Origin of the sequence: Iodobacter violaceini, from assembly GCF_011601265.1 — a bacterium.
GTDB classification, from domain to species: Bacteria; Pseudomonadota; Gammaproteobacteria; order Burkholderiales; family Chitinibacteraceae; genus Iodobacter; species Iodobacter violaceini.
The window spans coordinates 82,016-96,210 of record NZ_JAAOLX010000002.1 but is presented as its reverse complement, the minus strand read 5'-3'; the positions used below and the strand labels follow the sequence as shown (position 1 = coordinate 96,210).

10 protein-coding genes are annotated in these 14,195 nt (G+C 49.1%); 8 read left to right on the top strand and 2 right to left on the bottom strand.

Features of this window, described 5'->3' with window-relative positions; genetic code table 11:
- Positions 1-165 precede the first annotated feature (165 nt).
- The 4 genes from HA050_RS03985 (at position 166) to HA050_RS03970 (ending at position 7,112) form a co-directional block, all read left to right on the top strand.
- Positions 166-4,917, top strand: a complete 4,752-nt coding sequence (locus tag HA050_RS03985; protein ID WP_166822389.1) for an NAD-glutamate dehydrogenase — start codon at positions 166-168, stop codon at positions 4,915-4,917.
- 562 nt (positions 4,918-5,479) lie between these two features.
- Positions 5,480-5,674 carry a hypothetical protein gene (locus HA050_RS03980; RefSeq protein WP_166822386.1) on the top strand — a complete coding sequence of 65 codons (195 nt, stop codon included), beginning with the start codon at positions 5,480-5,482 and terminating at the stop codon, positions 5,672-5,674.
- Positions 5,675-5,716: 42 nt separating this feature from the next.
- Positions 5,717-6,895, top strand: a complete 1,179-nt coding sequence (locus tag HA050_RS03975; RefSeq protein WP_166822383.1) for a reverse transcriptase family protein — start codon at positions 5,717-5,719, stop codon at positions 6,893-6,895.
- Positions 6,888-7,112, top strand: a complete 225-nt coding sequence (locus HA050_RS03970; RefSeq protein ID WP_166822380.1) for a cold shock domain-containing protein — start codon at positions 6,888-6,890, stop codon at positions 7,110-7,112. Before HA050_RS03975 ends, HA050_RS03970 begins: the two co-directional genes overlap by 8 nt.
- A gap of 170 nt (positions 7,113-7,282) precedes the next feature.
- Here HA050_RS03970 and HA050_RS03965 read toward each other — a convergent pair whose 3' ends face one another.
- The gene (locus tag HA050_RS03965) at positions 7,283-8,920 is read right to left on the bottom strand and encodes a methyl-accepting chemotaxis protein (RefSeq protein WP_166822377.1); all 1,638 of its coding nucleotides are present in this window, start codon (positions 8,918-8,920) and stop codon (positions 7,283-7,285) included.
- Between the two features lie 260 nt (positions 8,921-9,180).
- On the opposite strand from HA050_RS03965, the gene HA050_RS03960 reads away from it, so the two are divergent.
- The 4 genes from HA050_RS03960 (at position 9,181) to lysS (ending at position 13,174) form a co-directional block, all read left to right on the top strand.
- On the top strand, positions 9,181-9,987 hold the full coding sequence (locus HA050_RS03960; protein WP_166822374.1) for a hypothetical protein: 807 nt from the start codon (positions 9,181-9,183) through the stop codon (positions 9,985-9,987).
- Positions 9,988-10,159: 172 nt separating this feature from the next.
- Entirely contained in the window at positions 10,160-11,263 is a 1,104-nt protein-coding gene (prfB, locus tag HA050_RS03955; protein ID WP_166822371.1) for a peptide chain release factor 2, read from the top strand.
- Positions 11,264-11,490: 227 nt separating this feature from the next.
- Positions 11,491-11,613 (top strand): GxxExxY protein, encoded by a 123-nt coding sequence (locus tag HA050_RS22570; protein ID WP_369698413.1) that lies wholly within the window; start codon positions 11,491-11,493, stop codon positions 11,611-11,613.
- 61 nt (positions 11,614-11,674) lie between these two features.
- Entirely contained in the window at positions 11,675-13,174 is a 1,500-nt protein-coding gene (lysS, locus tag HA050_RS03945) for a lysine--tRNA ligase (protein WP_166822368.1), read from the top strand.
- Between the two features lie 444 nt (positions 13,175-13,618).
- Here lysS and HA050_RS03940 read toward each other — a convergent pair whose 3' ends face one another.
- Positions 13,619-14,038, bottom strand: a complete 420-nt coding sequence (locus tag HA050_RS03940) for a VOC family protein (RefSeq protein ID WP_166822365.1) — start codon at positions 14,036-14,038, stop codon at positions 13,619-13,621.
- Between the last annotated feature and the right edge of the window lie 157 nt (positions 14,039-14,195).

The window sequence follows — 14,195 nt, the reverse complement described above, 5'->3', positions numbered from 1 at the left end:
TGTTAAAAATAACATGCTGTCAGGCTTATTCATTAACAACAACAACTTGGCGGCAATATCCTTACTATTGTATTCCTGCTATTAGTGAAAATCATGATGCGCCAAAGCTGGCAATGCCTGAAAGGTGGGTATAGAGTCAGGGCACACTGAACCGGAGCTTCTGTTATGACCGTTTTGTCCACACTCAAAGCACTTGGCGAACTTGCTGCAGCGAGTGACCAGCCAATCACCCAAGATTTTCTCTCTGCTTACTTCGCCCACATTTCTGAAGACGATTTAATAGAAAAAACGCCGGAAGATTGGTTTGGAGCGGTGCTTGCGCATTGGCGTATGGCTCGCACCCGGGTGGCGAATACGCGCAAAATCCGTATTTATAATCCAAGCGTGCCTGATCATGGCTGGCAAAGCAGCCACACCGTCATTGAGATTGTTCAATCGGATCGTCCTTTCCTTGTTGATACCATCGGCATGTCCGTTGCACGGCTGGGCTACGGCGTACACCAGGTTGTTCACCCCGTACTGCAAGTAAGCCGTCAGGAAAACGGCGACTGGCAAGGTATGGGCGAACAAGGCACGGCCGAATCATGGATGCATATTGAAATTGATCGCATCACAGCCAGTGAAGCCATTACCCAGCTGGAAAACGACCTGAACAACGCGCTGGACATGCTGGACGCATGCGTAACTGACTGGCCATCCATGGCAGACCGTGTAACGGCAGCACTGGAAGGCCTGCGTCATCGCCCGCCTCCGCTGGATATGGTGCTGGTACGTGAAACCAGTGCATTTTTAGAATGGATGCTGGCCGGCCACTTTATTTTCCTTGGCGTGCGTGATTATCGCTTTGCGGAAGACGGCAACCTGCATTTTGTAGGTGGCTCTGGTCATGGCCTGCTGCGCGACTCCGGCGATTCCGGCCTGTCGCACACATGGGCTGCCTTACCTGTTGATTTAAGAGAGCGCGCCTATTCAGCTGATCCGCTGATCCTAATGACTAAGGCCGATACCCGCTCCCTGATCCATCGCCCGGTTTACCTCGATATGGTCAGCCTGCGCGAAGTGGATGCCAATGGCAAAGTCATTGGTGAGCTACGTATTCTTGGTCTTTACACCGCCAGCGCGTACACCACACCGCCACGCAATATCCCACTGCTGCGTAAAAAAATTAATGCGGTCCTGCTGGCGAGCAATGCCGATGTAGGCGGCTATCGCGGCAAAGCTTTACTGAATGTGATCGACACTTATCCGCGCGATGAGCTGCTGGAAATCGGCATTGACGATTTGGCCCGTATCGCTCAGGGCGTCGTCAGTTTGCACGAGCGCAGCCGTGTGCGCACTTTCTTCCGTGAAGACCTCTACCGCCGCTACGTATCCGTGATGCTGTTTGTACCACGAGATAACTACACCACTGAAGTACGCGTGAAGGTTGAGAAAATCCTGATGGAACGCCTGGGTGGCTACGAAGCAGAATTTAATGTTCTGCTGGCCGACAGCCCATTAGCCCGCATCCACTTCCTGATTCATCTGCCGGTGGGCGAACGTATTATTTACAACGTTAAAGAAATTGAAGACGAAATCGCCCGGGCCGCCCAGCGCTGGCAGGATGATTTACGCAACCAGCTGACTCATGTGCGTGGCGAAGAAGCGGGTGCGGCGCTGTATCAGCGCTATCAGCGTGCTTTCTCCCCGGCTTATTGCTCAGATTTCTCCGGTCGTGTCGCGGTTTACGATATTGAAGCACTGGAAACCAGCTTAAAGAATGACAAAATCGCCATCACCCTTTCACCGGGCAGCGTGGTTGATCCAACGCTGTGGCGTCTGAAGCTTTACCGTGGCAAACCGATTGAATTGTCCGATTGCCTGCCGCTTCTGGAAAACCTGGGCGTGCGGGTGCTGGACGAGCGCCCTTATGCGCTGACTTTCGATCAAACCGAGCATGCATGGATTATTGATATCGGTTTGCGTCTGCCTGCCTGCACGTCGCTGGAAAACAGCATTGACCGCGAGCGCCTGATTGCCGCCTTTACCGCTATTTTTGAAGGCGCGTGCGAGAACGACAGCTTTAACCGCCTGATTCTGGGCGCTGGCCTCGCATGGCGTGAAGTACTGATTCTGCGTGCTTATTCATGCTATATGCGTCAGGTTAATCTGAAATACGGCATTGAAATCATTGCCGATTGCCTGCTGCGCCACGGCAAGCTGAGTGGCCAATTGGCAGCGCTGTTTGTAATGTCGCATGATCCGGCTACCAGTGCACCTGGCGTGGCGGATATTCTGACCGAAGAAATTCGCCTGGCTTGCGCCAATCAATCCAGCGTGGATGAAGAGCGCATCCTCTCCAGCCTGCTGGCCGCTATTCTGGCTACTGTACGTACCAACTTCTTCCAGCTGGATGCTGAGGGCAAGAGCAAATCTTATACCTCATTCAAGATTGAATCGGCGCGCATTCCGAACATGCCGCAGCCAGTGCCACTGTTTGAGATCTTTGTTTACTCTCCAGAAATGGAAGGCGTGCATTTACGCGGCGGCAAGGTTGCCCGTGGTGGCTTGCGCTGGTCTGATCGCCGCGAAGACTTCCGTACCGAAGTGCTGGGCCTTGTAAAAGCACAGATGGTGAAAAACACCGTCATTGTGCCGGTGGGCTCCAAAGGTGGCTTTGTGGTGAAAAACCCGCCAAGCGATCGCGAAACGCTGATGACCCGCGGCATTGAATGCTATAAAAACTTTATCCGTGGTCTGCTGGATTTAACCGACAACTTAGTCGCCGGTCAGGTGGTTCATCCACCGCAAGTACGCCGCCTGGATGAGGATGATCCTTACCTGGTGGTGGCTGCAGATAAGGGCACGGCTACATTCTCTGATATCGCTAACGGTATTTCACGCGATTATGGCTTCTGGCTGGATGATGCGTTTGCTTCGGGCGGCTCGGTAGGCTATGACCACAAGAAAATGGGCATTACCGCCAAGGGTGCATGGGTTTCGGTAGAGCGCCAGTTCCGTGAGTTGGGCATTAACACCCGTACTGATGAATTTACCGTCATCGGCGTGGGCGATATGTCCGGCGACGTATTTGGTAACGGCCTGCTGCGCAGCGAACACACCAAGCTTCTGGGGGCGTTCGATCACCGCCATATTTTCCTGGATCCAAATCCGGATCCTGCCGTGTCGTTTAAAGAACGCGAACGCTTGTTTAATTTGCCCCGCTCTTCATGGGCGGATTACAACGCAGAGCTGATTTCTGCAGGTGGCGGTGTCTGGCCGCGCAATGCCAAAACCATTCCGCTGTCGGCCGAAGTTAAAGCCATTCTGGATATCGAAGCTGACGAGCTGGAGCCAAGCGAGCTGATCCGCGCCATGCTGAAAGCGCCGGTTGATTTGTTCTACAACGGCGGGATTGGTACATATGGCAAGGCATCGACTCAAACACCAGCTGAAGCCAACGATCGCGGCACCGATGCGGTGCGTATCGACGGTAAAGAATTCCGCTGCAAAGTGATCGCCGAAGGCGGTAACTTAGGCTTCACCCAGCTGGGCCGCGTGGAATACGCTGCTCACGGTGGCCGCGTGCATACCGATGCAATTGATAACTCGGCCGGTGTGGATTGCTCCGATCACGAAGTGAATATCAAGATTCTGCTGGGCCGCATTATGGCCGGTGGCGATCTGACCATGAAGCAACGTAACGATCTGCTGGCCTCGATGACCGATGAAGTGGGCGAGCTGGTTCTGCGTGATAACTATCTGCAAACCGAAGCCATCAGCCTGGAATACCAGCAAACAGCATCCCTATTGCCTGTGCATCAGCGCTTTATGCAGGCACTGGAGAAAAACGGCCGCCTGTCCCGCCGCATTGAATTCTTGCCAACCGACACACAAATCGCCGTGCGTCAGCAGGAAGGCAAGGGCTTAGAGCGTCCGGAACTGGCCGTATTGCTGGCCTACGCAAAAATGGCATTGTTCCAGGACTTGCTGGCAAGTGATTTGCCAGACAGCCCGGATTGGGACAATCTGCTGGCGGCTTACTTCCCTAAACCGCTGGTGGATCGCTTTGGTGATCGCCTGGGCGAGCACCCATTGCGCCGTGAAATTGTGGCCAATGAGCTGACCAACCGCACCATCAACCGCATGGGCATCAGCTTTGTCTTCCGTCTTTCTGAGGAAACCGAGCTTTCCCCGGCCACGATTGTGCGTGCATGGTACGACGCCACCGAGCTGCTGGACAGCGAAGCCCGCTTTGTTGCCATCGAATCGCTGGACAACAGCATTCCGGCATCCATGCAATACGCTATGCTGCTGCGCGAGCGCCGTCAGCTGGAGCATGCAACACGCTGGCTGGTGCAAAATCAGGACACCCTGCCGGATTACGCAGAGCTGATCCGCGAGCTGAAAGGCACCATTCCGGCGCTGTTGCCGCAATTGCCTGAGTGGTATGCGGGCTCGGCCAAGCAAGTGGAAATCACCCAAAGCTGGCTGGCTGCAGGCGTACCTGCTGCACTGGCCAAACAAAGCGCTTGCCTTGATGGTGCAACGCAGCTGCTTAATATCGCGCTGCTCACCAAAAAACAAGCCGCTGATGTGGATGCCGTAGCCACCATTCACTTTGCCTTGGGTGACGCGCTGGAGCTGGACTGGCTGCACAGCCTGATTGAGCAATTGCCACGCACCAACCACTGGCAAACACTGGCCCGCCTGGCTTGCCGCGATGATCTGCAACGCGCCCATATCGCGCTGACCAGCGCCGCGCTGGAGCTCAGCCCTGGTGCTGCGCCTGCTGTGCGGGTTGAATCATGGTTGCAAAGCCAGGAAACAGCCATCGCCCACTGCCGCAGAATGTTTGAAGAAATGAAAACACTCGCGCCAGATCTCGCCATGATGTCTGCAGCATTACGCGAAATCCGTCATCGCCTGGCGGTATAAAGAAAGCAGAGCTCAGGCTCTCTGTGTAAAAAATGCGGCCCTGTGAGGGGCCGCATTTTTATTGCTCAAAACTCATATTGAAACTTTAAAAATTGTAGGGCACCATCAAACCTTACGCTTTCCCGCGTTTTTATTAGAGAAATATTTACGACACAAACAAATAAAAACTTAAAATTCAATACAAAAACGTAGCATTCCCGTAAGTGAAAGACTACAATCCATGAAGATCAGACGGATGTCTGAGGGTGTTCTTAGTGCATTTGCATCTTGTACTCGAAGGATCCAAGTCAATTTATCAGTTTGTGCATTGATACTTGACGATCTTAATCTCTGTTCATAGATTAGATCTTGACCGGGATCTGGGCGTATCGCTCCTAGAGTGATATGGACCAAATCTATCTGCCCTACCAGGTGTACCCTAGTTAGGCGTAAAGATGTGGAAGGGTGTTGCTAGCGCAGGTTTTTGCCTTCGATTGCTTTTTATTTAAAGTTAGGCGAGTACCATTTTGGTGCTTAGTGTCAGAGAAAACTGATGCTCAAACTACGATAAGAGGTATATCAAATGAATGAAAATTCAAAACCTGATGCAAATGTTGTTGTGAACTTGGTTGTATTTAACGTGGATGTTAAATGCAATGACAAACCCGCCAGCGCTGGCACCCCTAAAGACTGGATTTTAAGAATATTAACATCTGGTTTTTTTGCGTTAGTAGTTAAGTACGGACTTGCTTTGTTTTTTCCGGATTTAATTATCTAACGACCTTCCACTGATTTTCCATGCGCAACTGGAAATCTCCAAATGGCAAGTAAGCATAAGATTTATTATGATGGCCTACCTATCGGGTCAATTAAAACGTTAGCAAAAACCTTAAGCTGCACAGAAGCTAGACTAATTAAGATTAGCACTGATCCTAGTTTTTTTTATACAACCTTCCTGAAAACAGTAAAGAATAAAAATCGAGAACTATCCGAACCAAATCCTGAGTTGAAATTAATTCAAAAACGAATTGTTTCTAGGATTTTTAATCACATAAAATTCCCCCATTATCTTCACGGAGGGATAAAAGCACTTGATCCTCGTGATTTTCACTCCAACGCGAAGGCTCACTCAGGAGCAGAAACCGCCATAACACTAGATATCAAAAATTTTTTTCCATCAATTAAAGCGGATCAGGTGGAGAATTTATTTTTACATCTTTTTAAATTCCCCCCTAACGTTTCAAGCGTAATGTCAAAATTAACCACCCTTAATAACTGTATTCCTCAAGGCGCACCCACAAGCTCTTATATTTCAAATCTGATACTAACCGAAAAAGAATACAGAATAGCTGCCAAATTAGAGAGCCAAGGATTTATTTATACAAGACTAATTGATGACATTACCATTAGCTCAAAAAAAGAACTACCAGAGAAGAAGATAACTCAAATAATTACCAATATTGCAGGCATGCTTACACATTACAATTTTGAATTACACCCAGAAAAGGTTCACATTTACTCACGCAGCAATCCTGAAAAATTAATGGTAATCACTGGCCTTTGGTTAAATCGCGGCATGCCACGTATTGAAAAATCACGCAGACTTCAAATATCAAATGACGTTATAGCTATCGCCAAGTTAGCAACCTCGAGCACAGGGACAAGTGATGCCTCGTACCATGAGAAATTCAACGCCGCATCTGGAAAGGTTGCATTACTTCAAAGATTCAAGCACACAGAAGCAAGACGTCTTCGCGCTATTTTAAACGAAATACAACCAACCTATAACGACTATGATAAATGCAAAATAAATAAGCTAGCATTTCGCTTTCTTAACAAGAAAACATCAAAAGAAACAATTGGCTATTTAAAAAAATTTTATCAATTTCAATATCGAGCATCGATAATCAAACGAACCGATCCTGCACTAGCAAAAAGAATACAAGAAAAATTAAATTTAAATCGCCCCACCTCCACAAAAAAGGCATTTTATGAGTGAAAAAAAATACACTGGTACATTGAAGGTTTATGATGCAATAAAGGGCTTTGGCTTCATAAGCAGAGAGCAAGGACGAGATGTTTTTGTATATTACGAAGACTTTACTGATAAAAACACAGATGCCTCAGCCATGATTGGATGCATTGTCTCTTTTGAGCTTTACGACCCAATAAGCCCCAAAGGACCAAAAGCAAAAAATGTTTCTATAATTTCCTAAGAACAACCAACTCCTTTATTTTTTTATGGGTCATCCCCTTTTTTATTAAAAATAGCTTGAAAAACCTACCTCACACGCAACTAAGTAACAATGAAAGCCCAATCCCACTAATCACTCCCTGTAAAACTCCACGCCTTCCACATTTCAACATCAAGGCCCCCCCCTACAAACTAACCCAACTTAAAACTCACCAGAGATTGGTTTAACAGCCGCGAAGTGTTTTCCAGGCTGACCGCTTCGGCAGAAAGTCGGTCGGCTTCTTCGGTGTTTTGGCGCACATTGATTTCCAGCTCTTTCAGATCGGTATGCATATCGCCCACCGAATCGCTGATGGATTCACTCTGGCTGACGCTTTGGGCAAAAGCATGGCGCAACTGGCTGAGCAGGCCACGGGTTTTTTCCAGCGCGCTTTCTACCAGATCCGATGCGCCGGAAAGCCGGTCGGCCTCATCGGCATGCTGCGTAATGATGCTGGCTGTTTCATGAATGGAATGGGTGAGCGTGCCCACAAAAAGATCAGTTTCTGAAAGCGTTGCCTGCGTTTGCCCCGCCAGTTTTCTGACTTCATCCGCCACCACGGCAAAGCCGCGCCCTGCCTCACCGGCTCTGGCCGCTTCAATTGCGGCGTTAAGTGCCAGTAAATTGGTTTGCTCAGAAATACCTGAAATGCGCTGCAAAATCACGGTAATGCTTTGCACGTCGGTAGAAAGCGCTTTAAAACGCTGCGCCAGCTGACGGTTGGCGGCCACATGATCGGCCATGCCCGATGTCATTTCTTTAACCGCAGTGCCAGAGCCTGCCAGCTCCTGATCTACACCGCTTAATTGCAGCTGTACCTGGCCCAGCATTTCCCGGCTGCCCGCAGACAATTGCCCGATATGGCCGGAGCGGTGTGCGATATCGGCCAGATAGTGCTGGCCCTTACTGGCTGCATCCCGCACAAACAAAGCACTTTGCCGCACGCTTTCTGCACTTTTAACAGTATCAAGCGCATTATCAGCGACTTCTCTTAAAGTGCTGCTGAATGCCGAGCAAAGATGATTAAAGCTGCGGGCAATGGTGGCCACTTCATCCTGCCCGCGTGGCTTCAGTTCAGTAGCCAGATTATGGTCCTGAGCCTGACGGGAAATATGATTGGCAATCCCTAAAATAGAGCGCCCCAGCAAATTAGCTAAAAACCAGGAAATAATCGCGCCAACAAGCAAGGACGCCACGCCAATCAGCAGCGTTTCTTTTAGTGCATCATTACGGCTTTGCATAGCGGCCTGCAACGGCACATCCGCAGCCAGCAAAATATGCTGCCCTTTATGCTCCAGCGGGATAAACACCGAGCGAAAGGTGCCGTATTTATCAGTGTATTCGTCGTATTCAACGCTGTTGCGGCTGAACGCCCGTAAAACACCCTCGCTGGGATTGTATTTTTCCAGGTGCTGGCTGAATTTACCCGCCGCCACCTCCTGCTCCCCTGCGCCATCAGCCAGATAATAAACGCCATCATTCTTCTGCCATAAAAGGTAGAGGTATTTCACCCCCAGTGGCTTGGCGTAATGATCCAGCTTAAGCGCATTTGCGGCCATTTGCGCTTTGCTTACACTGCCCTCGGTAAACATTGAGGAAAAAAAGGCTTCGCCCAGTAAGGCTGGCACAGCGCGCGCAGCGGCATTCAGCCGACTGTCAATCAATGCCACAGCTTGTTCAGAGCTTTGAAGGTAGGTATGAATGGAAAACGACAGTACCGTGAGCAAGTTTAAGCATAAAAACAGGCACACCAATTTGGTACGCACACTAAGGCGGTGAAGAAATAACATGAGCAAGTTCCTCTGGGTAGCAGAGCACTTACTTATTATTGTTTCTCAACGAAAGATTTTCATGATTTTGTTTGTTTTTTTACTGACAAAAAATATCAAAAATATTTACAACAAATACAATTGTGGCAAGCTTGCTCCAAGCCAGCTCTATTTGCATCGCAAGCCATCAGGCATTCTTTACAAATTACATTAAAGATTGACGGTTTTTATTCGATATATAGGCACAAGACTGACTACTTGCTTTCACATCAGGGTTTTATATGAAAATTGCTGCCGACTCCATCCAAACACTCCTCCAGCCCTTAAATGCGCGTCCGCGCAGCGAAAAAAACGAAGGCAGCCAGGCGCAAGAAAGCAGCTTCTCTTTTAAAATCCCAAAATGGGATCCGGTTTCAAGCAGAAAAAGTGCAGCCAAAGCACGGCTGGATATGCTCAAACGCCAGCTGGATGGCATGTTGAAATTTGCAGGGGTGGGCAAAAGCAATGTCGCGGCAGCAGCCAGGCTGGCCAAGCAAATTGCGGCCGCTGTTGCAGAATATGCAGGCGTAAGTGGCGGCAGCGCTGTGCAAACGCCGCTCATTTCAGGAGGCAGCCCGGCTGCAGCGGCCCCGCAAACAGCACCTGCAGCTGGCAGCACAGAAAATGCCGGGGCAGCAGCGGGGCAAGCCGCAGAGCAAGCATTGCAAATTGCAGAGAAGGCAGAAAAAGCCGAAGCGACTGAAAAAACTGAAAAAGAAGAGAAAGCTGAAAAATCAAATAATGAAATGGCGTCGCCATCCAATAAGGGCATGAGTGCTGAGGATAAAGCTTTTCTGGAAGACGCAAAAAAAATCATGCAAAAAGCCAAGCTGCTTCTGGCTTTGGAAATCCAGAAAAGCAAAAGAGAATCCAAAACGGATAAATCGCTTTATCAGGATGCGATTAAAACCATGGATACCTCGCTGCAAAAAGCCACCGCCGCTTTAGAACAAGCAGCCAAAGCGGCAAACGCGCCAATGATTTACTCTGCCAGTGGCAACACCACCGCCATTCAAGTAAGCATGCCGCAATTTTCTGCGCAGGCTTAGCCCCAAAACAACGCGCTGCAGCCGGGCCGGGAAATGTACTTTTAGCAATTTTCAATCTGATACTCCCACTGATAGCCACTCTCACGGTATAATTTCGCGCTTTAGTGCTTGCAGCCTGTCTGGCATAAGACCGACAGGCTGCAAGCCGTCTTAATGGGACAAAGCCACAGGCATGGAAGCAGAACAGCTTAATCAGATCGAGAACCGGGTTGCAGACCTGGTTTCTCGCAGCGAAGAACTACGCAAATACTTAGATTATCCCGGCAAAAGCGATCGGCTTGAAGAAGTTGTGCGCCTGATGGAAGACCCGGATATCTGGAACGATCAGAAAAAAGCGCAGGAATTAGGCCGCGAACGAAAAGCGCTTGAAGGCGTGGTTGTGGTGCTGGATGAAGTTCTGGCAGGCCTTGGCGACGCCAAAGATTTATTCGACATGGGCAAGGAAGAAGGCGACTTCGACACTCTGCAAGCCGTATCGGACGATGTGGATGCCATTTCTGCCCGTGTTGAAGAGCTTGAATTCCGCCGGATGTTTAATCACCCGATGGACCCTATGCCCTGCTTTATTGATATTCAATCGGGCGCAGGCGGCACAGAGGCGCAAGACTGGGCAGGCATGTTGCTGCGTATGTACGTGCGCTACGGTGAGCGTAAAGGCTTTACCGTTGAAGTCATGGAGCAATCAGACGGCGATATCGTGGGTATCAGTCAGGCAACGATCAAACTGACCGGCGACTACGCTTACGGCTTTTTGCGCACTGAAACCGGCGTGCATCGCCTGGTTCGCTGCTCGCCATACGACTCCAACAATCGCCGCCATACCTCGTTTGCTTCAGTCTTTGTTTACCCGGAAGTGGATGATAGTTTCGAAATTGAAATTAATCCGGCTGATGTGCGTACCGATACTTACCGTGCTTCTGGCGCGGGTGGTCAGCACATTAATAAAACCGACTCTGCGGTTCGCCTGACACACATCCCGACCAATACCGTGGTGCAATGCCAGAACGATCGCTCCCAGCACAAAAACCGTGATGAAGCATGGAAAATGCTGCGCGCCAAATTGTATGAGCTGGAATTGCGTAAACGCATGGAAGCACAGCAGTCTTTAGAAGCTACCAAATCCGATATCGGCTGGGGTCATCAGATTCGCTCTTATGTGTTCGACCAAAGCCGCATCAAAGACCTGCGTACCAGCTATGAAGTTGGCAATATCAAGGGCGTAATGGACGGCGACCTGGAAGGCTTCATTGCCGCCAGCCTGAAGCACGGGGTTTGAGGGGTTCAGTCCGTACAGAGAGCTTATTTTGCTGCGGACTGAAAATTCCTGAACCACAGAGAACACTGAGGGCACTGCGCATGGGCAATGCTTGCTGCATAAATTGTCACTACGCAACTACAGGTTTATATGCCCATTTACTATAAAGGCCTGGCCGCTGAGCACGCCTTTTAGTCGATTTACTGATCGAAAACAGGTTCATTATTGAATTAAAAAGCTGTGAAAAATTGTTGCCTGTTCACCCGTCGCAGCTACTTACCTATTTAAAACTAACCGGCCTTAAAACCGGTTTATTGATTAACTTTAATACTGCATTGCTCAAGAACGGTATTCGTAGATTGGTTAGTTAAACCTCTGTGAAACTCTGTGTTCTCTGTGTTCTCTGTGGTTCAAGATTTAGGGCGCTAAAAAATGGCTGAAGAACAAATTATCCCGCAAGATGAAAACCAGATTATCGCAGAACGCCGCGCTAAGCTGACTGCCCTGCGCGCTGCCGGCGTGGCTTACCCGAATGATTTTAAACGGGAAAACATGGCTGGCGATTTGCAAGCCAAGTATGGCGAGTTTGAAAAAGCCGATATGGAAGCCGCGCAGGTCAGCGTAGCCGTTGCTGGCCGCATGATGCTTAAACGTGTAATGGGCAAGGCCAGCTTTGCCACTGTGCAAGACTCCTCCGGCCGTATTCAGTTTTTCATCAGCAAAGACAAAGTGGGCGAAGACGTTTACGACAGCTTCAAGTCATGGGATATGGGCGATATCATTGCTGCCCGTGGCCTGCTGATGAAAACCAATACTGGCGAACTTTCGATCCAAGTCACAGAATTGCGTTTACTGACTAAATCCCTGCGCCCTCTTCCGGATAAACACCATGGCCTTGCAGATCAGGAACAAATTTACCGTCAGCGCCATCTGGACTTAATCACCAATGATTTAAGCCGCGCCACGTTTGTTAAGCGCTCTAAAATCGTACAGTGCATCCGCGATTACATGGTTGGCGAAAACTACCTGGAAGTTGAAACCCCAATGATGCACGGCATCCCTGGCGGCGCAACAGCCAAACCATTTGTAACGCACCACAATGCGCTGGATATGCCACTTTACCTGCGCATCGCGCCTGAGCTTTACCTCAAACGCCTGATCGTTGGCGGCCTTGAGCGCGTATTTGAAATTAACCGCTCCTTCCGCAACGAAGGCATGAGCACACGCCACAATCCAGAATTCACCATGATCGAATTCTACGAAGCGTATGCCGATTACCAGCGCATGATGGAAATGTCCGAAGGCATTATCCGCGCTTGTGCCCTGCTGGCTACGGGCAGCACCGTTATTACCTATCAAGGCAAAGAAGTCGATTTGTCCAAGCCTTTTGCCCGTTACACCATCGCAGGCTCGATCAAAGCTTACAACCCGGAATACACCGACGAGCAACTGAACGATCAAGCCTTCCTGGCTGCAGAAGTGGTGCGTTTAGGCGGCAAACCAATGCCAAACGCAGGCGTTGGCGCATTACAACTGGCGCTGTTTGAAGAAAACACCGAAGCCAAGTTGTGGGAGCCGACCTTCATCATCGACTACCCGGCCGAAGTCTCTCCGCTGGCCCGCGCCAACGACAGCAAGCCAGGTATTACCGAACGCTTCGAGCTGTTTATGGTTGGCCGTGAACACGCCAATGGTTACTCCGAGCTGAACGACCCTGAAGATCAGGCCGAACGCTTTATGGCGCAGGTAGAGCAAAAAGACGCAGGTGACGATGAAGCCATGCATTTCGATGCAGACTACATCCGCACACTGGAATCCGGCATGCCACCAACCGGCGGCTGCGGTATTGGTATCGATCGCTTAGTAATGCTGCTGACAGACTCACCAAGTATTCGCGACGTTATCCTCTTCCCGCAAATGCGCCCTGAGTAAGCTTTAGTCATTTGCCCGAACAAACAAAACCCCGCATAAGTTAATAGCTTATGCGGGGTTTTGTTTTAGATATACACTAAACAATTGATGCAGCAAGCATTTACAATCACAGAGAATTAAATGGAAATTATTATTGCTTGGTTTATTCCTATAATTGGAATCCCCCTTAGCTGGTACTCCTTACGCAATAAGGATTTTCAATCATTTTTTGTTCTCCTGCTGGCCGCTGCTGTTATCGCATTCGGCTTAACGCTTGGGCTTATTCTTTTAGCCATGATCACTCATGCTTATTGCCTTGAATTACAGTTATGCACCCAATCCACCTTTTCAAGCACGATGAATTGCATGTACTTGTTCCCTTTATATTGCTCTTGTTGTTGGCGGCGAAGGGAGAGGCTAAATAATTACAGAAACAAATCTTATTTCAAAGATCAATACTTTTTATCAAACGACCAAGTCATCAAACTCATCAAAAACCCAGCCGTCTTCATAAATCACTTCAAACAAATGACCATCCGAATCACGGAAATAGCCTGCGATGCCCCATGCGTTTTTTGTGGCGGTTTTTGTGATTGTTGCACCCAAGCTGGCCGCTTTATCTAAAATTCTCGGCACTTCTTCCGGGCTGCGGGCGATATAGGCTAATGCTATACCTGAAAAACCACTCCCTTCTGCCGCAGCAAAGTTGGCATCTTTGGCAAATGCCTCACGGGATTGAATCGCCATCACAATGCCGCCCAAATCAAATTTCACAAATCCGGCATGGCTCGATGCTGCTTTAGGCCAGCCCAGTGCTTCGTAAAAAGCCGTGGCTTTTTCAATATCGTTTACCCCAAGCAAAATCAGGTTAAGGCGTTGGCGCATGAATAGTCCTTAAATAAATCAGAATACAACTTTTTAAAAAGTTTACATATACTTTATCAGCAACACTCATGCCAGTCTTTAGCATAAAGAATCATTAATTGCCCTCGGTTGCATTACAATGTTTTACATTATTTGCGGCAATAGCAAATCTATCAGA

Coding starts and splice junctions, on each gene's coding strand:
- HA050_RS03985 (WP_166822389.1), top strand. CDS start 166: ATGACCGTTTTGTCCACACTCAAAGCACTTGGCGAACTTGCTGCAGCG.
- HA050_RS03980 (WP_166822386.1), top strand. CDS start 5,480: ATGAATGAAAATTCAAAACCTGATGCAAATGTTGTTGTGAACTTGGTT.
- HA050_RS03975 (WP_166822383.1), top strand. CDS start 5,717: ATGGCAAGTAAGCATAAGATTTATTATGATGGCCTACCTATCGGGTCA.
- HA050_RS03970 (WP_166822380.1), top strand. CDS start 6,888: ATGAGTGAAAAAAAATACACTGGTACATTGAAGGTTTATGATGCAATA.
- HA050_RS03965 (WP_166822377.1), bottom strand. CDS start 8,920: ATGTTATTTCTTCACCGCCTTAGTGTGCGTACCAAATTGGTGTGCCTG.
- HA050_RS03960 (WP_166822374.1), top strand. CDS start 9,181: ATGAAAATTGCTGCCGACTCCATCCAAACACTCCTCCAGCCCTTAAAT.
- prfB (WP_166822371.1), top strand. CDS start 10,160: ATGGAAGCAGAACAGCTTAATCAGATCGAGAACCGGGTTGCAGACCTG.
- lysS (WP_166822368.1), top strand. CDS start 11,675: ATGGCTGAAGAACAAATTATCCCGCAAGATGAAAACCAGATTATCGCA.
- HA050_RS03940 (WP_166822365.1), bottom strand. CDS start 14,038: ATGCGCCAACGCCTTAACCTGATTTTGCTTGGGGTAAACGATATTGAA.